Source organism: Streptomyces griseicoloratus (assembly GCF_014534645.1).
GTDB lineage: Bacteria > Actinomycetota > Actinomycetes > Streptomycetales > Streptomycetaceae > Streptomyces > Streptomyces griseicoloratus.
Genome location: NZ_JACVQF010000190.1, coordinates 142675 through 162499, shown reverse-complemented (window position 1 = coordinate 162499; position 19825 = coordinate 142675). Strand labels below are relative to the sequence as shown.

At 71.4% G+C, this 19825-nt stretch carries 22 protein-coding genes, 1 tRNA gene and 1 riboswitch; of the genes, 12 read left to right on the top strand and 11 right to left on the bottom strand.

Annotated features, from left to right (window positions below; genetic code table 11):
- The first annotated feature begins 85 nt into the window (after window positions 1–85).
- Window positions 86–823 carry a ribonuclease PH gene (rph, locus tag H0H10_RS16800; RefSeq protein WP_188181774.1) on the top strand — a complete coding sequence of 246 codons (738 nt, stop codon included), beginning with the start codon at window positions 86–88 and terminating at the stop codon, window positions 821–823.
- A gap of 153 nt (window positions 824–976) precedes the next feature.
- Window positions 977–1387, top strand: coding sequence for a hypothetical protein (locus tag H0H10_RS16795; protein ID WP_188181773.1), 411 nt, complete (start codon window positions 977–979; stop codon window positions 1385–1387).
- 72 nt (window positions 1388–1459) lie between these two features.
- Here H0H10_RS16795 and H0H10_RS16790 read toward each other — a convergent pair whose 3' ends face one another.
- Genes H0H10_RS16790 through H0H10_RS16775 form a run of 4 tightly spaced genes read right to left on the bottom strand, consistent with a single transcriptional unit; the run spans window position 1460 to window position 4990 of the window.
- On the bottom strand, window positions 1460–2290 hold the full coding sequence (locus tag H0H10_RS16790; protein WP_188181772.1) for a DUF1707 SHOCT-like domain-containing protein: 831 nt from the start codon (window positions 2288–2290) through the stop codon (window positions 1460–1462).
- Between the two features lie 33 nt (window positions 2291–2323).
- Window positions 2324–3313 (bottom strand): ABC transporter ATP-binding protein, encoded by a 990-nt coding sequence (locus tag H0H10_RS16785; protein ID WP_223179983.1) that lies wholly within the window; start codon window positions 3311–3313, stop codon window positions 2324–2326.
- Window positions 3310–4173: an ABC transporter permease gene (locus H0H10_RS16780; RefSeq protein WP_373566848.1), complete on the bottom strand. Its 864-nt coding sequence runs from the start codon at window positions 4171–4173 to the stop codon at window positions 3310–3312. The genes H0H10_RS16785 and H0H10_RS16780 overlap by 4 nt, the downstream gene beginning before the upstream one ends.
- Window positions 4174–4183: 10 nt before the next feature.
- Window positions 4184–4990 (bottom strand): ABC transporter permease, encoded by an 807-nt coding sequence (locus H0H10_RS16775; RefSeq protein ID WP_188181770.1) that lies wholly within the window; start codon window positions 4988–4990, stop codon window positions 4184–4186.
- A 283-nt stretch (window positions 4991–5273) separates the two neighbouring features.
- Between H0H10_RS16775 and H0H10_RS16770 the strand changes: the two genes are divergently transcribed.
- Window positions 5274–7700 carry a transglycosylase domain-containing protein gene (locus H0H10_RS16770; RefSeq protein WP_188181769.1) on the top strand — a complete coding sequence of 809 codons (2427 nt, stop codon included), beginning with the start codon at window positions 5274–5276 and terminating at the stop codon, window positions 7698–7700.
- A gap of 21 nt (window positions 7701–7721) precedes the next feature.
- Here H0H10_RS16770 and sugE read toward each other — a convergent pair whose 3' ends face one another.
- The 3 genes from sugE to H0H10_RS16755 all read right to left on the bottom strand — a co-directional run bounded on the left by sugE (window position 7722) and on the right by H0H10_RS16755 (window position 8910).
- Window positions 7722–8042 carry a quaternary ammonium compound efflux SMR transporter SugE gene (gene sugE / locus H0H10_RS16765; RefSeq protein WP_188181768.1) on the bottom strand — a complete coding sequence of 107 codons (321 nt, stop codon included), beginning with the start codon at window positions 8040–8042 and terminating at the stop codon, window positions 7722–7724.
- A 33-nt stretch (window positions 8043–8075) separates the two neighbouring features.
- Window positions 8076–8145, bottom strand: a riboswitch (guanidine-III (ykkC-III) riboswitch).
- A 55-nt stretch (window positions 8146–8200) separates the two neighbouring features.
- A complete protein-coding gene (locus H0H10_RS16760) occupies window positions 8201–8557 on the bottom strand; it encodes a GroES family chaperonin (protein ID WP_053749266.1) in 357 nt (118 codons plus the stop codon).
- A 23-nt stretch (window positions 8558–8580) separates the two neighbouring features.
- Window positions 8581–8910 (bottom strand): DUF3618 domain-containing protein, encoded by a 330-nt coding sequence (locus H0H10_RS16755; RefSeq protein WP_188181767.1) that lies wholly within the window; start codon window positions 8908–8910, stop codon window positions 8581–8583.
- 94 nt (window positions 8911–9004) lie between these two features.
- Between H0H10_RS16755 and bcp the strand changes: the two genes are divergently transcribed.
- The 4 genes from bcp to H0H10_RS16735 all read left to right on the top strand — a co-directional run bounded on the left by bcp (window position 9005) and on the right by H0H10_RS16735 (window position 11031).
- Window positions 9005–9472 carry a thioredoxin-dependent thiol peroxidase gene (bcp, locus tag H0H10_RS16750; RefSeq protein ID WP_188181766.1) on the top strand — a complete coding sequence of 156 codons (468 nt, stop codon included), beginning with the start codon at window positions 9005–9007 and terminating at the stop codon, window positions 9470–9472.
- A gap of 144 nt (window positions 9473–9616) precedes the next feature.
- Window positions 9617–10273, top strand: coding sequence for an HNH endonuclease signature motif containing protein (locus tag H0H10_RS16745; protein WP_188181765.1), 657 nt, complete (start codon window positions 9617–9619; stop codon window positions 10271–10273).
- Window positions 10270–10941, top strand: a complete 672-nt coding sequence (locus H0H10_RS16740; RefSeq protein WP_188181764.1) for an HNH endonuclease signature motif containing protein — start codon at window positions 10270–10272, stop codon at window positions 10939–10941. The genes H0H10_RS16745 and H0H10_RS16740 overlap by 4 nt, the downstream gene beginning before the upstream one ends.
- A gap of 15 nt (window positions 10942–10956) precedes the next feature.
- Window positions 10957–11031 (top strand) — tRNA-Leu (locus H0H10_RS16735).
- A 57-nt stretch (window positions 11032–11088) separates the two neighbouring features.
- Here H0H10_RS16735 and rdgB read toward each other — a convergent pair.
- Together rdgB and H0H10_RS16725 are read right to left on the bottom strand one after the other, a co-directional pair.
- Window positions 11089–11691: an RdgB/HAM1 family non-canonical purine NTP pyrophosphatase gene (gene rdgB / locus H0H10_RS16730; protein WP_188181763.1), complete on the bottom strand. Its 603-nt coding sequence runs from the start codon at window positions 11689–11691 to the stop codon at window positions 11089–11091.
- Between the two features lie 54 nt (window positions 11692–11745).
- On the bottom strand, window positions 11746–13023 hold the full coding sequence (locus H0H10_RS16725; RefSeq protein ID WP_188181762.1) for an SGNH/GDSL hydrolase family protein: 1278 nt from the start codon (window positions 13021–13023) through the stop codon (window positions 11746–11748).
- 659 nt (window positions 13024–13682) lie between these two features.
- Here H0H10_RS16725 and H0H10_RS16720 point away from each other — a divergent pair.
- The 3 genes from H0H10_RS16720 to H0H10_RS16710 all read left to right on the top strand — a co-directional run bounded on the left by H0H10_RS16720 (window position 13683) and on the right by H0H10_RS16710 (window position 17226).
- Window positions 13683–15053, top strand: a complete 1371-nt coding sequence (locus H0H10_RS16720) for a DUF445 domain-containing protein (RefSeq protein WP_188181761.1) — start codon at window positions 13683–13685, stop codon at window positions 15051–15053.
- A gap of 93 nt (window positions 15054–15146) precedes the next feature.
- Window positions 15147–16664, top strand: a complete 1518-nt coding sequence (locus tag H0H10_RS16715) for an MFS transporter (protein WP_188181760.1) — start codon at window positions 15147–15149, stop codon at window positions 16662–16664.
- Between the two features lie 199 nt (window positions 16665–16863).
- Entirely contained in the window at window positions 16864–17226 is a 363-nt protein-coding gene (locus tag H0H10_RS16710; RefSeq protein ID WP_188181759.1) for a VOC family protein, read from the top strand.
- Between the two features lie 86 nt (window positions 17227–17312).
- On the opposite strand, the gene H0H10_RS16705 is transcribed toward H0H10_RS16710, so the two are convergent.
- Both H0H10_RS16705 and H0H10_RS16700 read right to left on the bottom strand, forming a co-directional pair.
- Window positions 17313–17615 (bottom strand): hypothetical protein, encoded by a 303-nt coding sequence (locus H0H10_RS16705; protein ID WP_188181758.1) that lies wholly within the window; start codon window positions 17613–17615, stop codon window positions 17313–17315.
- 123 nt (window positions 17616–17738) lie between these two features.
- The gene (locus tag H0H10_RS16700; RefSeq protein ID WP_188181757.1) at window positions 17739–18188 is read right to left on the bottom strand and encodes a DNA-binding protein; all 450 of its coding nucleotides are present in this window, start codon (window positions 18186–18188) and stop codon (window positions 17739–17741) included.
- Window positions 18189–18324: 136 nt separating this feature from the next.
- Between H0H10_RS16700 and H0H10_RS16695 the strand changes: the two genes are divergently transcribed.
- Both H0H10_RS16695 and H0H10_RS16690 read left to right on the top strand, forming a co-directional pair.
- On the top strand, window positions 18325–19221 hold the full coding sequence (locus H0H10_RS16695; protein ID WP_188181756.1) for an alpha/beta fold hydrolase: 897 nt from the start codon (window positions 18325–18327) through the stop codon (window positions 19219–19221).
- Between the two features lie 115 nt (window positions 19222–19336).
- Window positions 19337–19810, top strand: a complete 474-nt coding sequence (locus H0H10_RS16690; protein WP_188181755.1) for a carboxymuconolactone decarboxylase family protein — start codon at window positions 19337–19339, stop codon at window positions 19808–19810.
- Window positions 19811–19825 lie beyond the last annotated feature (15 nt).

Genomic DNA, 19825 nt, shown 5'->3' with positions numbered 1-19825 from the left:
CCGGCGACCAGGCCGGTCCGGCTGAGAAGGGGCCCTTCCCGACCGCGGGAGGGGCCCCTTCCGCATGGGCGGCTAGGCTCACCGCATGTCACGAATCGACGGCCGCACCCCCCAACAGCTCCGCCCCGTCACCATCGAACGCGGCTGGAGCAAGCACGCCGAGGGCTCCGTCCTCGTCTCCTTCGGCGACACCAAGGTCCTGTGCACCGCCTCCGTCACCGAGGGCGTCCCGCGCTGGCGCAAGGGCAGCGGCGAAGGCTGGGTCACCGCCGAGTACGCCATGCTGCCCCGCGCCACCAACACCCGCGGCGACCGCGAGTCCGTCAAGGGCCGCATCGGCGGACGCACCCACGAGATCAGCCGCCTCATCGGCCGCTCCCTGCGCGCCGTCATCGACTACAAGGCGCTCGGCGAGAACACCGTCGTCCTCGACTGCGACGTCCTCCAGGCCGACGGCGGCACCCGCACGGCGGCGATCACGGGCGCCTACGTCGCGCTGGCCGACGCCATCGCCTGGGCCCAGGACAAGAAGCTGATCAAGCCCGGCCGCAAGCCCCTGACCGGCAGCGTCTCCGCCGTCTCCGTCGGCATCGTCGGCGGCGTCCCGCTCCTCGACCTCCGCTACGAGGAGGACGTACGGGCCGACACCGACATGAACGTCGTCTGCACCGGCGACGGACGCTTCGTCGAGGTCCAGGGCACCGCCGAGGCCGAACCCTTCGCCCGCGAGGAGCTCGACACCCTGCTCGACCTCGCCGCCGCCGGCTGCACCGAGCTGGCCGCCCTCCAGCGCAGGGCACTCGATACGATCACCGAAAAGTAAAGGGCACCCCAAGCAAACCGGCCCGGCGCGCAACTCGGCCGCCCACGGCCGCGTCACTAGCAGTACGGGCGTACGGCGTCGCCACCGTACGCCCGGTGCCGCACCCGCCACTCGGGCCGCCCGGCCCGGTCACCAGGGGAAGGACCGAGACCCATGGCCGCGACCCGACGCCGCAGCCCCCGTCGCCGTACCCTCATATCCGCCGCGGCCCTGACGGTCGCCGCGCTGACGGCCGGCCTCACCACCGGCTGCGACGCCGTCGACAAGGCACTGGACTGCGTCCAGACCGCCGACACCATCGCCGACAGCGTCACCGAACTCCAGCAGGCCGTGGAGAACGCGTCCAACGACCCGACGCAGCTGGAGGAGTCCCTCGACTCCATCGACAAGAACCTCGACAAGATCGGCGACCAGACCGACGACGCCGACGTCAACAAGGCCGTCGACGACCTCGGCAAGGCCGTCGACAACATCCGCACGGCCGTCGACACCGGCGACACCACCCCCGACCTCAGCCCCCTCACCGACGCGGCCGGCGAACTGACCAAGGTCTGCACGCCCTGACGGGCGGCCGCACACGGAGCAGGACGCCGAGCCGCACACCGGGGCCCGGCGACAGGCCCGCCCGGCGTCCGCTCAGTCCTCGTCCCTGCGGCGGCGGTCCCGCTCCTCGCGGCGCAGCTCGCGCTGCTCGCGGCGTTCCTCGCGGTGTTCGCGCATCAGGTCGCGGTGCCCGTCCAGCATCTTGCGGTGGGCCTCCTCCACGTCCTCCCGGAACGAGGAGTGCAGCTCCTTGCGCGCGGCCTTGCGCTCCAGCTTCTCCTGCCGGCGCTCCTCCTTCAGCCGCAGCTTCTCCGCCCGCGGCAGCTTGCGCGCCACCCCGACCCCGCCCCAGAAGGCGAAACCCGTGAGGATCACCCGGGGAGCGCCGGGCTCACCGGGAACGCCCTCCTCGCGCTGGTCGAAGCCGCCCATGATGCCGATGCCGCGCACCACCACCTCGACACCGGGCGGCACGATCACCGTCGCCCCGCCCATGATCGCGACGCAGTTGATCACGACCTCCCGGTCCGCGAAGTGCGCCTCCCGCAGGTCGATCTCCCCGCCGCCCCAGAAGGTGAAGCAGTTGAACCGCTTCGGCACCGTCCAGCGCCCCTTGCGCTGGAACCCCGACATCACGGCGACGGCCCACGTCGAGGACCCCTCGCCACCGGTGATCCGGTCGGCCCAACGCCCGGTCGCCGCAGGCTCCTTGGTCATCGACACCCGGGCCGCCGCGCCGGCGTCCGGCAGGTCCCGGGTGATCGGCGCCAGTTCCCCGTAGGTACGCGCCCGGTACGTGGCGTCCAGGCGTTCCTCGAACTCGGACATGTCCAGACGCCCCTCGGCGAGGGCGTCCCGCAGGACCTCGGCGACTCGTTCACGGTCGGCGTCGGATGCTCGGAGCTCCGGGGCGTCGTCGGTCATGCCCAGCAGCCTACGAGGTCGCCGCGCCCGGCACTACGCGCTCGTGCGTTCCGCATAGATCTTGGCGATGACCGCCTCGATGTCGGGCTCCCGCACCGACAGGTCGACCAGCGGATACCGGGCCGCGACCGCCGCCACCAGCCCCGCCGCCGACTCCGTCGCCGGGAACGCCAGCCACTGCCGCGGCCCCTCCACCCGCACCACCCGCGCCGGCGCGGGCGCCTCGATCGGCGGCAACTCCCGCTCCAGGTCCACCACCAGGGTCCGCTCGCTCTCGCCGGCCTCGTGCAGCCCGGCGAGCGGACCGTCGTACATCAGCCGCCCGTGGTCGATGACCATCACACGGGAGCACAGCTGCTCGATGTCCTGGAGGTCGTGCGTGGTCAGCAGGACCGTCGTGCCCCGCTCGGCGTTCAACTCCCGCAGGAACTCCCGCACCTTGGCCTTGGAGACCACGTCCAGGCCGATCGTCGGCTCGTCCAGGTAGAGCACGTCCGGGTCGTGCAGCAGGGCCGCGGCGATGTCCCCGCGCATGCGCTGCCCCAGCGACAGCTGCCGCACAGGCACGTCCAGCAGCTCGCCCAGCTGCAGCAGTTCCACGCACCGGTCGAGGTTCTCCCGGTAACGGGCGTCCGGGATGCGGTACATGCGGTGCATCAGCCGGTAGGAGTCGATCAGCGGCAGGTCCCACCACAGCGTCGTACGCTGCCCGAACACCACCCCGATGCGGTGCGCGAGCCGGGTCCGCTCCCGGGCGGGGTCGATCCCGGCGACGCGCAGCCGGCCGCCGCTCGGCGTCAGGATGCCGGTGAGCATCTTGATCGTCGTCGACTTGCCCGCCCCGTTCGGACCGATGTAGCCGACCATCTCGCCGCGGGCCACGGTGAAGGAGATCCCGTCCACGGCCCGCACCTGCCGCCGCTCCCGCTTGAGGAAACCGGTCTTCTTGCGCACGTCGAAGACCTTCTCGACGCCGTCGAGCGCGATGAAACCCGCACCGAGGTCGGTGTCCACGCCGGTCAACTCCCTGTACTCCGGTAGGAACGAAGCCCCGCCCGCCACGCCAGCCCGGCGAGCGCGCAGCACGCCACCGCCACCGCCGGCGGCGCGAACGCCACCCACGCCGGCAGGTCCAGCGGATACGGCCGCTCCAGCACGTAGCTCGCCGGCAGCCAGTTGACGAAGGCCAGAGGCACCACGAACGTCACCCCCCGCACCAGCTCCCGCGCGAACACCGTGGGCGGGTACTGCAGCAGCGTCGTACCGCCGTAGGTGAAGGCGTTGGCCACCTCGGCGGCGTCCTGCGCCACGAACTGGAAGGCCGCCGCCGCCACGAACACCGCGCAGAAGATCCCGGCCCCGCTGACCACCATCACCGGCATCAGCAGCAGCTTCCCCGGCGTCCAGTCGATGCCGACGGTGACCAGCGCGTAGGCGAGGATCAGCGCCCCCTGCGTGATCCGGCCCAGCCGGCGCAGCCCGAAGCGGTCGGCGGCCACCTGCGCCAGCACCGGCGCCGGACGCACCAGCAGCGTGTCCAGCGTGCCGTCGCGCACCCGGCGGCCCAGCCGCTCCATCGAACCGATCGCGAGATCGGCGATCCCGAAGGAGAGGCTGGTCAGGCCGTACAGGAAGGCGACCTCGCCCAGCGCGTAGCCGCCGAGCGCGTCGACCCGGGAGAACATCAGCAGGATCGCCACGAAGTCCAGCGCGGTCATCGCGAAGTTGCCGAGCGTCGTCAGCACGAAGGAGGTCCGGTAGGCCATCGTCGACCGGATCCACATCGCGACGATCAGCCGGTAGGCGCGCAGCCCCTCGGCCACCCGGCCACCCCGCACGGCCGCCCCGGCGGTCACCTCGGCCGCATCGCCGGCCTCCGCCACATCGGCCACCTCAGCCACCCTGCACCACCACCCGCCGCGTCGCCGCCGACTGCACCAGCCGCCCGAGCGCCAGCAGCGCAAGCGCCCAGCCCGCCTGGAAGGCGAACGTGCCCGGCGCACCGGCCTCGCCCAGCAGCACGTCCGCGGGCGCCTGGAGCATCGACGACCACGGCAGGGCCCGTACGACCTCGCCGAGCGCGCCCGGGAAGACGTTCAGCGGCAGCAGCATCCCCGAGCAGAAGAACCCCGCGAGCCACGCCATCTGCGTCACCCCGGTGCCGTCCATCAGCCAGAACGCCGAGAGCGCCACCAGGTACCGCAGCCCGAAGCTCACCACCATCGCCAGCAGCACGGCGACCAGGAACGCCGCCCACGCGGACGCCTCCCGCGGCAGCGCGATCGGGAAGAAGACGGCACCGAACGCGAACGGCACCACCCCGCGCCCCAGCAACTGGAACAGCGCCCGGCCCAGGTCCGCCGCCAGCCACCACAGCTGGAGGTCGGCCGGCCGGTACAGGTCGACCGCGATGTCACCCGTACGGATGCGCTCCATCAGCTCGTCCTCGAAGCCGCCGCCCCCGATCGCCAGCGTCGACAGCAGCGCCTGCCCCAGCCACACGAAGGTGACGGCCTGCGCCTGGTCGTAGCCCCCGAGGTGCGGTTCCGCCTCCCACAGGGCCAGATAGGTGTAGACGAGGATCAGCCCGAAGACCGTGTTGGTGAACACCCCGGCCGCCGTGGCCGCCCGATACGTCGCGTACCGTCGGAATCCCCCCGCCGCGACGGCCGCGTACAACCGCCCCGAGCCCACACCCACCGCCCTCCTCCCGCTCCGGCACCGAAGCGCAGGAGCCTAGTGCGCCGGCGAGGGGCCGTGCCACGGAATTTCACGGCCTCCCCCAGAATTTCACGGGTGTGCCGCTGACCGGGAACGGAACGCGTGGTGCGAGAGTCTTCATCTGGGGCGCAGAAGCGCACAAGGCAGTACACGCAGCACAGCCAGTACAGACGGCACACGCAGCACACGTAGTACAGGCAGCACAGGTAGTACAGGCCGTACGAGAGACCCGTACGACGCGAAACAGGAGTCCGTGCACGACATGAGCGACGAGCCGCAGCCGCAGCAGCCGAATCAGGGCTGGGGGGCGCCGACAGGGCCACAGGCGGCCGGCAGCCCCGGAGACGGGCTGCCGAAGAAGCCGAAGCGGCCGAAGCGGACCGGATGGCGCCGGCTGATCCCGACCTGGCGCATCACGCTGGGCGCCTGCGTCATCGCCGCCCTGCTGCTGGTCGGCGGCTTCTTCCTCGGCTACTCGCTGGTACACATCCCGCCGGCCAACGCGCTCGCCACCAAGGAGAGCAACGTCTACCTGTACGCCGACGGCAGCGTCCTCGCCCGCGACGGCGAGGTCAACCGCGAGAGCGTCGACCTCGCCCGGATCTCCAAGGACGCCCAGCACGCCGTACTCGCCGCCGAGGACCGCGACTTCTACACCGAGTCCGCCATCGACCCCGGGGCGATGGTCCGGGCCGCCTGGAACACCGCCACCGGCAAGGGCAAGCAGTCCGGCTCCACCATCACCCAGCAGTACGTCAAGAACTACTACCTGGCCCAGGAGCAGACCGTCACCCGCAAGGTGAAGGAGTTCTTCATCTCGATCAAGCTCGACCGGGAGAAGAGCAAGGACGAGATCCTGGAGGGCTACCTCAACACCAGCTTCTTCGGCCGCAACGCCTACGGCATCCAGGCCGCCGCCCAGGCCTACTACGGCGTCGACGCCACCGAGCTCACCGCCGCCCAGGGCGCCTACCTCGCCTCACTGCTGAACGCGCCCAGCGAGTACGACGTCGTCGCCCACCCCGAGAACAAGCCCGCCGCCCAGGCCCGCTGGAACTACGTCCTGGACGGCATGGTCAAGAAGGGCTGGCTCGCCCAGTCCGAACGGGCCGGCCTGACCTTCCCGATGCCCAAGGAGACCACCGTCTCCACCGGCATGTCCGGACAGCGCGGCTACGTCGTCCGGATCGTCAAGGACTACCTGATCCAGAACAAGATCGTCGCCGAGGACGAACTCGACCGCGGCGGCTACCGCATCACCACCACCCTGCAGAAGGACAAGCAGGACGCCTTCGTCAAGGCCGTCGACGACAAGCTGATGTCCCGCCTGGACCAGAAGAACCGCAAGGTCGACACCTACGTCCGCGCCGGCGGAGCCTCCGTCGACCCCAAGACCGGCAAGGTCGTCGCGATGTACAACGGCATCGACTACGTCAAGCAGTACACGCCCAACGCCACCCGCCGCGACTTCCAGGTCGGCTCCACCTTCAAGCCCTTCGTGTTCACCTCGGCCGTGGAGAACCACTCCCAGACCCAGGACGGCCGCATGATCAACCCGAACACGATCTACGACGGCACCAGCGAACGCCCCGTCCAGGGCTGGACCGGCGCCCCCTACGCCCCGGAGAACGAGGACCACCACGACTACGGCGACATCCCCGTCCGCGAGGCCACCGACAAGTCCGTGAACGCCGTGTACGCGCAGATGGCCGTGGACGTCGGCCCCGGCAAGGTCAGGCAGACCGCGATCGACCTCGGACTGCCCGCCGACACCCCCGAGATGCCGGAAGGCCCCGCCATCGCCCTCGGCACGGCCACCGCCAGCGTCCTGGACATGGCCGAGGCATACGCCACGCTCGCCAACCACGGCCGGCACGGCACGTACACGCTGGTCGAGAAGGTCACCAAGGACGGGAACGAGACCGTCGAGCTGCCCGAGCGGCAGGAGCGGCAGGCCGTCAGCCGCGAGGCCGCCGACACCACCACCGCCGTCCTGCGCGGCGTCGTCCAGAACGGCACCGCCACCAACGCCCAGGCCGCCGGCCGCCCCGCCGCCGGCAAGACCGGCACCGCGGAGGAGGACACGGCCGCCTGGTTCGCCGGCTACACCCCCGACCTCGCCACGGTCGTCGCCGTCATGGGCCAGGACCCGGTCACCGCCGCCCACAAGCCGCTGTACGGCGCCATGGGCCTGCCCCGCATGAACGGCGGCGGCGCGCCCGCCGAGATCTGGGCCCAGTACACCCGGGACGCACTCGAAGGCGAGCCCGTCCGCGGCTTCGAGCTCCAGCTCCAGGCCGGCGCCGAGGCCTCCCAGGCCCCGTCCGACGGGCCCTCCGACGGCCCGAGCACCGGCGAGGAGACCGACGAGCCGGGCACCGAAGAGGACGCCGCCGGCACCGGCGAGGAGACCCGGACCGACGCCCCGCCACAGACCGGCGGCGCCAGCACCGAGCCGGGCGGCACGACCGGTGAGGACGCCTCGGGCGCCCCCTCGACCGGCGGTCCCGGCACGGGCGGCGCCAGCACCGAGCCCGGCTCCGGCGGCGGCGAGGACGGCGGGGACGGCGGGGACACCTCGTCCGACGGCGGCACCACGGAGGGCGGCGACACCAGCGGCGCGGGCGGCAGCACCGACACCGGGACGACGGTCGGCGGCGGACTGCCCATCGCACCCCGCCGCCAGTGACGCCCACGACGCGCCGGCGGATCAGTGACCCGAGGTCGCCTTCAGCCCCACGACGGCGACCAGCAGCAGACAGATGAAGAAGATCCGGGCGGCGGTCGCCGGCTCACCCAGCACCACCATGCCGAGCACCGCCGCACCGGCCGCACCGATCCCCACCCACACGCCGTAGGCGGTACCGATGGGCAGCGTCCGGGCGGCGTACGACAGCAGCATCATGCTCGCGACGATCCCGGCACCGGTGAGCAGACTCGGCACGAGCCGCGTGAAACCGTCGGTGTACTTCATCCCGATCGACCAGCCGACCTCCAGCAGACCGGCGACGACGAGCAGAACCCACGCCATGACAGGCACCTCCGTGTGAACGAACGAAACGGTGGTGCGTCGTCTTTTCCTTGACCCGGTACGGCGCGTCTCGTCGGGTCCCTCCAAGGTAGCAAAGGACGCACGAAGGGGCTGGTGACACCGGTCACCAGCCCCTTCGGCCGTTGCTCCGCAGGGCCCTACAGATACAGTCCGGTCGAGTCCTCCGACCCCTCGAAGCGGTCCGCGGCCACGGCGTGCAGATCACGCTCACGCATCAGCACGTACGCGATGCCCCGCACCTCGACCTCGGCCCGGTCCTCCGGGTCGAACAGGACCCGGTCGCCCGGCTCCACGGTCCGTACGTTCTGCCCCACCGCGACGACCTCGGCCCAGGCCAGCCGCCGGCCGACCGCCGCCGTGGCGGGAATCAGGATGCCGCCTCCGGAACGCCGCTCGCCCTCACTGGTGTCCTGCCGCACGAGTACACGGTCGTGCAGCATCCGGATGGGCAGCTTGTCGTGCTGGGTGCTGTGCTCGTTTCTCTTGGCGCTCACGCCCTGAACCTACCTGCCTCGTCTCAGCCCTTGCGCCGCCGGGTGCCCAGGGCGAGCAGCCCCACCACCCCGACGACCACGAGGGCGACCGGCACCACCCGCTCCAGCCGCGGGGCGCCGTCCTCGTCGACGAACCGCGACTTCACATCGCTGACCGCACGGTTGACCTCGACGTAGGCCCGCCCGAGCGTGTGATCGATGTTGGAGACGACCTTGGCCTTGGCATCACCCATGATCGTCTTTGGGTGCACGCGCACCCCGATCTCGTCCAGCGTCTCGGCCAGCACCTCGCGGCGGCGCCTGATGTCCGCCTCGATCTGCGCCGGGGTTCTCGTGTCCGACGTGTCCGCCACCGTACGGCCTCCGATGTGAAGCTGATGCTGTTCGGAACAGTCTGTCAGCTTCGCACGGCACCGCACTGTCAGGACCCCCGGTTACGCTGGATCGATGAGCGAGCGACTCCAGCCCGGGGACGTGGCCCCCGCCTTCACCCTCCCGGACGCCGACGGCAACGAGGTGTCCCTGTCCGACCACAAGGGCCGCAAGGTCATCGTCTACTTCTACCCCGCGGCCCTCACCCCGGGCTGCACGAAGCAGGCGTGCGACTTCACCGACAACCTCGAACTCCTGGCCGGTGCCGGCTACGACGTGATCGGCATCTCCCCCGACAAGCCGGAGAAGCTGGCCAAGTTCCGCGAGGCCGAGTCCCTGAAGGTCACCCTCCTCGCCGACCCGGACAAGAAGGTCCTGGACGCCTACGGCGCCTTCGGTGAGAAGAAGAACTACGGCAAGACGTACATGGGCGTCATCCGCTCCACGATCGTCGTGGACGAGGACGGCAAGGTCGAACGCGCCCTGTACAACGTCCGCGCGACGGGCCACGTAGCCAAGATCATCAAGGACCTGGGCATCTGACGGACGACTCCCCGCGACTGAGGAACGGCTCCCACCGGCACGGCCCGGCGGGAGCCGCTCTGCTTTCCGTGCGTGACGGTCCGATAAACGGTTCGTTACTCCGTGCGAGGCCGCGAACGCGTGGCCGGGAGCGGAGGGGGTTCGATGGGGGCCAGGACGAGCGCGTACACCAAGGAGCGGCTGGAGGAGGCGGCTCGGGGGGCGCGGACGTTGTCGGAGGCGTTGGTTCGGCTGGGGGTGGATCCGAAGAGCTGGAAGCGGCGGTACATCTTCGACCGTATGAGGAAGCTGGGGGTGGAAGTCTCACACTTCGAGCGGGAGGGAGCGAAGTGGACGAGGGAGGTCCTTGAGCCTGTGGTCGCCGAGTCGAGGAGTGTCAACGAGGTCCTGCGTCGGCTCGGACTCGACCCGGTCGGAGGGCATCACACGAACATCTCCCGGCGCATCAGGGCCTACGGCATCGACACCTCGCACTTCACGCCAGTGGTCCGCACGGAGCGGCAGAGATACAACCAGCGCCGCCGGACCGCAGAAGAGATCCTCGTCGAGGACACGTCTGAGCACGCCGCGCGCGTCCCGAGCAGCCGGCTCAAGAGGGCGATGCGCGAGCTCGGCGTGGAGGAGCGCTGCGCACTCTGCGGAATCGAGCCGGTGTGGCTCGGGGAGCCCCTGCCACTCGAGGTCGACCACATCGACGGCAACTGGCGGAACAACCGGATCGAGAATCTGCGGCTGCTGTGCCCCAACTGTCATTCGACCACGGACAGTTACAGGGGCCGCGGCAAGGGGCGTGCCTCATGACCAGCGGGGTCCAGTACACCCGCGAGCGACTGGCCGAGGCTGCCGAGAAGTGCGCCGACATCGATGAGGTCATCGCCTTCCTTGACGCCCGGCCCTATCGCAACCTCCGTCGGCACCTGTACAAGCGCTTCGAACACTTCGGCATCGACATCTCACATTTCCCTCGTCGGCGGCGAGCCGCGAACCCGCCCCCGAGACCAACTGCTGACGAGCTGCGGAGCGCGGTCGCGGGAGCGGTCTCCATCGCAGGTGCCCTGAGGACTTTGGGCAGGCCATGCAGCGGCCAGCTACGCACGCTGTTTCACCAGTGGGTCGCAGAAGACGGCATCGACACGTCTCACTTCCTCGGGCAGGCACACCAACGGGGCAGGACCAGCTCGACAGCCAAGTGCGCCGAGGACATTCTGGTCCAGCACGATGACAGGCACCGGACCAAGACCACCCTGCTGCGCCGCGCGCTACGCGAAGTCGGTGTACCCGAGGCGTGCGCCAGATGTGGAGTTGCCTCGGAGTGGCTCGGCAAGCCCATGACGCTGGAGATCGATCACATCAACGGGGACTGGCGCGACAACCGGCGAGAGAATCTGCGTTTGCTGTGCCCCAACTGCCACGCGATCACTAGCACCTGGTGCAGAGGAGGCCGACGAATCGCTCGGGGCGCCCAGTAGAGTAGGCACCGCTGCGGGCCCGTACCCCAGCTGGCAAGAGGGCGCCGGTTTAGGTCCGGTGTGTCGTGGGTTCGAGTCCCACCGGGCCCACAGAGTAAAGGGGCTGGGTTCCTTCAAATCCAAGGAACCCAGCCCCTCAGCCGTCGCTCAGCCCAACAGCTCCCGCACCACCGGTACCAGTGCGCGGAACGCCTTTCCGCGGTGGCTGATCGCGTTCTTCTCCTCCGCCGTCAGTTCCGCGCAGGTGCGGGTCTCGCCGTCCGGCTGGAGGATCGGGTCGTAGCCGAAGCCGCCCGTGCCGGCGGGTTCGTGGCGCAGTACGCCCGTCAGCCGGCCCTCGACCACGCGTTCCGTGCCGTCGGGCAGCGCGAGCGCCGCCGCGCAGGCGAAGTGGGCGCCCCGGTGTTCGTCCGCGATGTCGGCGATCTGGGCCAGGAGCAGGTCGAGGTTGGCCTTGTCGTCGCCGTGGCGGCCGGCCCAGCGGGCGGAGAAGATGCCGGGGGCGCCGTTCATGACGTCGACGCAGAGGCCGGAGTCGTCGGCGACCGCCGGGAGGCCGGTGGCCTGCGCGAGGGCGTGGGCCTTGAGGAGGGCGTTCTCGGCGAAGGTGACGCCGGTCTCCTTGACGTCGGGGATGTCGGGGTAGGCGTCGGCGCCGACGAGTTCGTGGGGCAGGCCGGCGTCGGCGAGGATCGCCCGGAGCTCGGTGATCTTTCCGGCGTTGCGGGTGGCGAGGATCAAGCGGGTCATGGGGTCCAGTATTCCGGGGAACGCCGGGCGGCCGGGCACTGGCGTTGCCGCCGGTCACAGGCGTGCCGGTGCCGCGCCCTTCAGGTCGTCGAGGTCGAGGGCCCGGGCCATCCGCTCGTAGCCCTTGTCGCTGGGGTGCAGGTGGTCGCCGCAGTCGTACTCGGAGCGCAGCCTGCGCGGGTCGTACGGGTCGCGCAGGGCCTTGTCGAAGTCGACGACGGCGTCGAACACGCGTCCGGCGCGGATCTCGGCGTTGATCTCCTGCCGCATGGTCTCGCGGGCGTCGGTGTAGCCGCGGTGGCGGCCGAACGGCATGAGGGTCGCCCCGACGACCTTCAGCCCGCGGGCGTGCGCCTGGTCGACCATGGTGCGCAGGCCGTCGAGGATCGCGTCGCGGTCGGCGAGTTCCGGGCTGTGCAGGACGTCGTTGACGCCGAGGCAGATGACGACGGCCCGGACGTTCGGGCGGCCGAGCACGTCCCGGGCGAACCGGGTCAGGCCGCTGGGGTTGTCGGCGGGGCGTCCGCGGCCGCCGGTGAGCACCCGGTTGCCGCTGATGCCCTGGTTGACGACGCTGTAGCGCGGCACGTCCCGGCCGTCCTCGGCCGCGTCGCGCAGCCGCGCGGCGAGGAAGTCCGTCCAGCGGTGGTTGGCGTCGACGGTGGAGCCGAAGCCGTCGGTGATGGAGTCGCCGAGGGCGACGACGGTGCCCTGCGCCTCGTGGCTCAGCACGTCGAGCGCGGTCAGGTAGCGCCAGTACGGGGTCGGCTCGGTGTAGGCGGCGGCGGTGACGTCCTCGGTGCGGTCGCCGACGGCGACGTAGCTGGTCTGCCGGGCGTGCGGGTGGTAGGTGACGGGGCCGGAGGGGGTGGGGGAGTAAGTGGTGACCAGGACGTCGGCGCCGTAGGGCACGGCGATGCGCGTGGCGTCGCTGATCGCCTGTCCGCCGGCCGGGATGACGACCCGGGGGCTGCCGCCGAAGGTGAGCCGGCGCATGCTGTCGGCGGTCGCGGCGGCGGTGCCGGTGCCGTCGGCCAGGGCGATGGTGGCGTGCGTGATGGTGAGCGGGGACTGGCCGTAGAGGTTGGACAGGGTGATCCGGGCGCTCGTGCCGCCGACGCCCGCGTGGACGATGTTGCGCACCGAGCGGCCCGCCATGCCGGTCGTCTCGGTGCCGGGTTCCGCGGCGGCCGGGGAGGTGGACCAGGCGCCGACCCAGGTGCCGGTGGAGGCGGGTGCGGCGTCGTTGTGCGGGGGCCGGGCGCCGGTGAGCGGGGCGCGGCTCTTCGTACCGTCGTCGGCCGCCACCCCGGCGTATATGGCGGCGGACATGGCCACGACGAGCGCGACGATCGCGGCCAGCAGGGCACGGTGCTTGGCGACGGGGGTCGTCGCGGGGGATGTCCCTGCGGGAGAGGTCCCCGCGGGTGCTGCTCCTACGGGAGACGTCCCTGCGGCGGGTGGCGCCGCGGGGAGCGCCCCCGCGGGGGCACGGTGCCTTGCGACGGGTGTCCTTGCGGGTGATGCCCCTGCGGTGGGCGTCTCCGCGGGTGCTGCTCCTGCGGGAGGGTGCTCCGCGGCAGGTGCCGCCGCGGCGGGCGTCCCGGCGGGCGATGCCCCTGCGGCGGGCGTCCCGGCGGGTGAAGCTCCTGTGGCAGGCGTGCCCGCGGCACGTGCCCCCGTGGTAGGTGCCCCCGCGGGTGAGGCCCCCGCAGGTGATGCCCCCGCGGGTGAGGCCCCCGCAGGAGATGCCCCCGCGGGAGACGCCCCCGCGTCCGCGTCACGACCCCGGGTCATGCTGTGCTGTTCTCCTCGGGCGAGGGGAGCCCGAGGCTCCGGTCCGACGTGCCCATGATGCGTCACGGGCCGGGGAAAGAGCGCGGGACCCCCCGGCGTTCCCCCCTCCGGACAGACGCCGGGAACTTGTGTTCCGTTCCGGGAGTCGGTCAGGAAGGGACAATGTGTGAGGGATCGTCGAACGGGTGGAGCGGATGGAACGGACGAAAGTGGAACTTCCGGACACTTCTGAGAGGAGTGCCGCAGGTACCGGGAGCCTCGACGGGCGCGCCGCCCGCCCCGGCCCCCTGACCAACCGCGCGATGACGGCCTTCAGCCCGGCCGACGAGGAGAAGCGGCGCGGAGTGCGCCGTATGAAACTCACCGCCACCGGGCTGCTGCTCTTCGTGGCCCTGGTGTACGTCCTCGCGAAGTGGGCCTCCCACCAGGGCGCCGGCCCCTGGGCGGGCTATGTCGCCGCGGCCGCCGAGGCCGGCATGGTCGGTGCCCTCGCCGACTGGTTCGCGGTCACCGCCCTCTTCCGCCGGCCCCTCGGCCTGCCCATCCCGCACACCGCGATCATCCCGACCAAGAAGGACCAGCTGGGCGTCTCGCTCGGCGAGTTCGTCGGCGAGAACTTCCTCTCCGAGGACGTCGTACGCCAGCGGCTGCGCGCCGTCGGCATAGGCAGCCGGCTCGGCGCCTGGCTCGCCGTGCCCGAACACGCCGACCGGGTGACGGCCGAGCTGTCCGCCGCCCTGCGGGGTGCCCTGACCGTGCTGCGCGACTCCGACGTGCAGGCGGTGGTCGGCGAGGCGATCACCCGCCGTGCCGATGCCGCCGAGATCGCGCCCGGCATCGGCAAGATGCTGGACAAGGTCGTCGCGGACGGCGGCCACAGACGGGTCGTCGACCTGGTCGTCTCCCGCGCGCACGACTGGCTGGTGCTGCACGGCGACTCCGTGATGGACGCCGTGCAGGGCGGGGCCCCGGGATGGACGCCACGGTTCGTGGACCGCAAGGTCGGCGAGCGCGTCTACAAGGAGCTGCTGCGCTTCGTCACCGAGATGCGCGACATGCCCGCGCACCCGGCGCGTGGCGCCCTGGACCGCTTCCTCACCGACTTCGCCTCCGACCTGCAGTCCGACACCGACACCCGGGCGCGGGTGGAGCGGCTGAAGACCGAGGTGCTGGGCCGCGGCGAGGTCCAGGACCTGATCGCCTCCGCCTGGACGGCCGTACGGTCCATGATCGTCTCGGCGGCGGAGGACGAGCGCAGCGAGCTGCGGATGCGGGTACGGGCCTCGCTGCTGTCGCTGGGCGCCCGCATGTCCTCCGACGCCAAGGTCCAGGGCAAGGTCGACACCTGGGTCGAGGGCGCGGCGGTGTACGTCGTCACCACCTACCGCCGGGAGATCACCTCGCTGATCACCGACACCGTGGCGGGCTGGGACGCCGAGCACACCACCAAGAAGATCGAGGCGCACATCGGCCGGGACCTGCAGTTCATCCGCATCAACGGCACGGTCGTCGGCTCGCTCGCCGGGCTGCTGATCTACACCGTCTCCCGCATGCTGGGGGCGTGACCCGGGCGACCGGCCGGGCTTGCTCCCTCCGGTTCCGGGCACACGGGTGGGGTCGCCCAGCGGAAGAGGGAGTCCCATGGCAGCGGGATCGTCATGACAGCGGAATCGTCGTCTTCGGCCTCTGTGCCCGCCTCCACGGGAACGGTCACCACCGCCGTCCCGGCCCGCCTGGACCGCCTGCCCTGGTCCCGGTGGCACTGGATGATCGTGATCGGCCTCGGCACCGTCTGGATCCTGGACGGCCTGGAGGTCACGATCGTCGGCAACGTCGCCGGCCGCATCGCCGAGGACGGCAGCGGCCTGGACATCACCTCCGCCCAGATCACCGGGACGGCCGTGGCCCTGTACGTGGCGGGCGCCTGCTCGGGCGCCCTGTTCTTCGGCCGGCTGACCGACCGCCACGGCCGCAAGAAGCTGTTCATGGTGACGCTGGCCGTCTATCTGGCGGCGACCGCGCTGACCGCCCTGTCCTTCGAGTCCTGGTGGTTCTTCCTCTTCCGGTTCCTCACCGGCTTCGGCATCGGCGGCGAGTACGCCGCCATCAACTCGGCGATCGACGAGCTGATCCCGTCGCACTACCGGGGCCGCGTCGACCTCGTCATCAACGGCAGCTACTGGCTGGGCGCCGTCGGCGGTTCCCTGCTGTCGATCCTGATGCTGGACACCGCGATCTTCCCCAAGGACCTCGGCTGGCGGCTCAGCTTCGCCCTCGGCGTGGTCCTCGGCCTGGTCATCCTGCTGGTCCGCCGGCACGTCCCGGAGAGCCCGCGCTGGCAGTTCATCCACGGCCACGGCGACGAAGCCGACCGGCTCGTGACCTCTGTCGAACGGGAGATCGAGCGGGAGAAGGGTGAGAAGCTGCCCCCGCCGGCCGGCGAGATCACCATCCACCAGCGCAAGAGCATCGGCTTCGGCCTGATCGCCAGGACGGTCTTCGCCCGCTACCCGCGCCGCGCGTTCCTCGGCCTGTCGCTCTTCATCGGCCAGGCGTTCCTCTACAACGCCATCACCTTCGGCTTCGGCGCCATCCTCATCACCTTCTTCGACGTGCCGACCGGGCACACCGGCTACTACTTCGCCGTCATCGCCGCGGGCAACTTCCTCGGCCCGCTGCTGCTCGGCAAGCTCTTCGACACGGTCGGCCGCCGGATCATGATCTCGGGCACGTACCTGCTGTCGGGTGTGCTGCTGTTCGTGACGGCGTGGCTGTTCGACCGCGGCTCGCTCACGGCCACGACCATGACGGCCTGCTGGTGCGTGGTGCTGTTCTTCGCGTCGGCGGGCGCGTCGAGCGCGTACCTGACCGTCTCCGAGGTCTTCCCCATGGAGACCCGCGCGATGGCCATCGCCTTCTTCTACGCCCTCGGCACCGCCGCCGGCGGGATCAGCGGCCCGCTGCTGTTCGCCGGCCTCACCGAGTCCGGCGTGGTCGGCGACACGGTGCTCGCCTTCCAGATCGGCGCCGGGCTGATGTGCGCGGCCGGTCTGGTGGCGGCGTTCCTGGCGGTGAAGGCGGAACGCCGCTCGCTGGAGGACATCGCCCAGCCGCTGTCGGCGGTGGACGACTCCGTCAGGGGCGGCACGCCGGGGTCGAGCACCGCGGCGGTGTAGGCGACGTAGGGTCGGGGCATTCGCCCGACCGGCCCACGGCCCGACCGGCCCACGGCCCGACCGGCCCACGGCCCGACCGGCCCACGGCCCGACCGGCCCACGGCCCGACCGGCCCACGGCCCGACCGGCCCACGGCCCGACCGGCCAACCGCCCTGACCGGCCAACCGCCCTGACCGGCCCACCGCGAGGAGCGCACCGATGACCGTCCGCAGGATCGTCCCCAACGTCCAGGTCGAGTCCGAGGAAGATCTGTCCGCCGGCCGCGACTTCTACGGCCTGCTCGGCTTCGAGGAGGTCATGAACATGGGCTGGGTGACGACCCTGGCCTCCCCGGCGAACCCGACCGCCCAGATCAGCTTCTTCACCGAGGAACGCACCGCGCCCGTCGTCCCCGACCTGAGCGTGGAGGTCGAGGACGTCGACGCCGTGTACGCGCGGGTGAGGGCGGCGGGCGCGGAGGTCGTGCGGGAGCTGCGGGACGAGGAGTGGGGCGTACGGCGGTTCTTCGTGAGGGACCCGAACGGCAAGGTGGTCAACGTACTGAGCCACCACCGCCCCTGATCCCACCCGACGGACCACCGGACGGATCCCGGGCCGACCGGATCGTGGGCCGACCGGATCCCGGGCCGAACGGATCCTGGGCCGGATCAGCCGCGCCGGTCGGCGACGGCCCAGGACGCCAGGGCCACGGCGCCCGCCACCCCGAACACCGCCGGCCAGGCGCCCACCTTCTTGGCCAGCGGGTGGGACCCGGCGAAGGCGGCGACGTACGCGGCCGACAGCGCCCCCGCGGCCCTCCCACCGGCCCGCTCCCGCCACTGCTGCGCGGCAGCGGCCCCGGCGACGGCGAGCACGGCCCCGCCGAGCTGCCGCTTCTTCGTCCAGCGGGCGATGCCGTATCCGCCGACGAGACCGCTCGCGGCCACCACCGAGCTGGGAACCTTCGCCATGCCTGCCTCCTGCCTCCTGCTGCCGACCGACTTCTCCGCCCGAGGCTAATCCTCCGCGGGCGGGGCCCACGCGCCGGGGTGAGCGGCCGGCCTACCGCGGTCACCGGTCTCGACGCGGCCGGTCTACCCGCGATCGTCGGTGTCGACGCGGCCGGACAGCCGCTCGTACCGCTGCCGGGCGGCCTGGGGCGTCCCCAGTCCCAGCCCGAACGCGATCTCGTGCCAGGTCATGCCACGCCCTCGGGCCATCTGCAGCAGCCCGGCCTCCAGTTCGTCCAGCTCCCCGCGCACCAACGGCATGAGGGTCAGCGCGGCGGTGATGTCGGCGCGGTCCACCTCGGGCTCGCCCTCCGTCACCTGCGCGGCCCCGCTGAGCAGGAACGACACCAGCCGGACGGCCTCGTGCGGCCCCAGCACCGACGGGTGCACCTGACGGCGGCGCTGTTCGTCGGTGGCGGCGTGGCGTTCGGCGATGCGGAAGAGGGAGGGGTAGACGCGCTGGGCGCGGGCCTCGTCGGGGGAGGGGGGCGTGAACGGGTCGCTGGGCTGTTCGGATCCGGATATGGAAGACATGGAGCCAGGGTCGAACGGCCAACGCCCTGTTGTCAACGGTATATGTTGAACACCTTGTTCAAAGCCTTCGCGCCGGAACGCGCCCCGGCCCGGTAGCCACTGAGTAGTGAGATGACGTCGCAGGGGAGACGAGACGATGAGTACAGAGATCCCCGGCACCGAGGTCCCCGGCACCGCGTCGGCCCGCGCCCGGTCGGTCGTGGTCGACGGCGCCCGCGTGGCCTGCCACGAGTGGGGGCCGCCCGACGCCGAGCCGGTCCTGCTCCTGCACGGCTACCCCGCCAACCACCGCTGCTGGCGCCACCAGATCCCGCCCCTGGCCCGACGGCACCGCGTCATCGCCCCCGACCTCCTCGGCTGGGGCGAGTCCGAACGCCCCCTGCACCTGTCCTTCGACTACGACACCGAGGTCGCCCGCGTCGGCCGGCTGCTGGACGCACTGGACGTCGACGACGCCGTGAACCTGGTCGGACACGACTACGGCGGCTTCCTCTCCCTCGGCTTCACCGAGACCCACCCGGGCCGCGTGCGCCGCCTCGCCATCCTCAACAGCCGCGCGCAGTCGACGTTCGTCGGACGCTGGTACGCGGTCTTCAGCCTGATCAGCCTGGCCGGACGCACGCCGGTCCTGCGCCGGCTGACGACCGGCCTGCCGCTCGCCGCCATCCACCGCCGCTCCCTGATGCCGCTCGTCCGCGACGGCCACGTGGACGCGGCGCTGCTCGCCGACTACGTCGACTGGATGGACGCACCGCATGGCCGCCGCTGGCTGGTCCACTACTTCGGCGACTACCGCACCGCACCCCGCCCCGAACTGCGCCGGCGCCTCGGCGGCATCTCCTGCCCCACCGCGATCGTCTGGGGCCGGACGGACGCCTACCTGCGCCCGGGGATCGCGACCGAGCTGGCCGAGACCATCCCCGGCGCCGAACTGACGATGCTGGACGACGCCGGGCACTGGGTCATGGACGAGCGCCCGGCCGAGGTGACGGCCGCGCTGGAGCGGCTCCTCGCCCGCCCTGCCGTACGGTGAGACGCAGGTCACATCAAACCGCCTCGCCGGGCTGTCACATCGCGCCCGCCCGGTCCGTCGTAGCTGTGTAACGACGAACGCACCGACGAACCCCACTGAACGCGAGGAGCACACGATGGAAGCCCGTCTCAACGTCTTCGGCAACCCGGTCGCCATGAAGTTCCTGAAGCACATCAACTCCGCGGGCAAGGTCCTGTCGGACTCGGGGCTGCCGGCCGCGACCCAGGAGCTGGTGAAGATCCGCGCCAGCCAGATCAACGGCTGCGGCTTCTGCACCGACATGCACACCAAGGACGCCGCCGCCGCGGGGGAGACCTCCGTGCGCCTGAACCTGATCGCCGCATGGCGCGAGGCCACCGTCTTCACCGACGCCGAGCGCGCCGCCCTCGAACTGACCGAGCAGGGCACCCGCATCGCCGACGCCGCCGGCGGCGTCACCGACGAGGCATGGGCCAACGCCGCCAAGTACTACGACGAGGACCAGCTCGCCGCCCTGGTCTCGCTTATCGCCCTGATCAACGTCTACAACCGGGTGAACGTCATGGTCCAGCAGCCGGCCGGCGGCTACGAGCCGGGGATGTTCGGCTGACACCCCGACGGACGA

Excerpts from the sequence above, each read along its gene's own strand:
- rph (WP_188181774.1), top strand. The coding sequence starts at position 86 with ATGTCACGAATCGACGGCCGCACCCCCCAACAGCTCCGCCCCGTCACC.
- H0H10_RS16795 (WP_188181773.1), top strand. The coding sequence starts at position 977 with ATGGCCGCGACCCGACGCCGCAGCCCCCGTCGCCGTACCCTCATATCC.
- H0H10_RS16790 (WP_188181772.1), bottom strand. The coding sequence starts at position 2,290 with ATGACCGACGACGCCCCGGAGCTCCGAGCATCCGACGCCGACCGTGAA.
- H0H10_RS16770 (WP_188181769.1), top strand. The coding sequence starts at position 5,274 with ATGAGCGACGAGCCGCAGCCGCAGCAGCCGAATCAGGGCTGGGGGGCG.
- sugE (WP_188181768.1), bottom strand. The coding sequence starts at position 8,042 with ATGGCGTGGGTTCTGCTCGTCGTCGCCGGTCTGCTGGAGGTCGGCTGG.
- bcp (WP_188181766.1), top strand. The coding sequence starts at position 9,005 with ATGAGCGAGCGACTCCAGCCCGGGGACGTGGCCCCCGCCTTCACCCTC.
- H0H10_RS16745 (WP_188181765.1), top strand. The coding sequence starts at position 9,617 with ATGGGGGCCAGGACGAGCGCGTACACCAAGGAGCGGCTGGAGGAGGCG.
- H0H10_RS16740 (WP_188181764.1), top strand. The coding sequence starts at position 10,270 with ATGACCAGCGGGGTCCAGTACACCCGCGAGCGACTGGCCGAGGCTGCC.
- rdgB (WP_188181763.1), bottom strand. The coding sequence starts at position 11,691 with ATGACCCGCTTGATCCTCGCCACCCGCAACGCCGGAAAGATCACCGAG.
- H0H10_RS16725 (WP_188181762.1), bottom strand. The coding sequence starts at position 13,023 with ATGTCCGCCGCCATATACGCCGGGGTGGCGGCCGACGACGGTACGAAG.
- H0H10_RS16720 (WP_188181761.1), top strand. The coding sequence starts at position 13,683 with ATGGAACGGACGAAAGTGGAACTTCCGGACACTTCTGAGAGGAGTGCC.
- H0H10_RS16715 (WP_188181760.1), top strand. The coding sequence starts at position 15,147 with ATGACAGCGGAATCGTCGTCTTCGGCCTCTGTGCCCGCCTCCACGGGA.
- H0H10_RS16710 (WP_188181759.1), top strand. The coding sequence starts at position 16,864 with ATGACCGTCCGCAGGATCGTCCCCAACGTCCAGGTCGAGTCCGAGGAA.
- H0H10_RS16705 (WP_188181758.1), bottom strand. The coding sequence starts at position 17,615 with ATGGCGAAGGTTCCCAGCTCGGTGGTGGCCGCGAGCGGTCTCGTCGGC.
- H0H10_RS16700 (WP_188181757.1), bottom strand. The coding sequence starts at position 18,188 with ATGTCTTCCATATCCGGATCCGAACAGCCCAGCGACCCGTTCACGCCC.
- H0H10_RS16695 (WP_188181756.1), top strand. The coding sequence starts at position 18,325 with ATGAGTACAGAGATCCCCGGCACCGAGGTCCCCGGCACCGCGTCGGCC.
- H0H10_RS16690 (WP_188181755.1), top strand. The coding sequence starts at position 19,337 with ATGGAAGCCCGTCTCAACGTCTTCGGCAACCCGGTCGCCATGAAGTTC.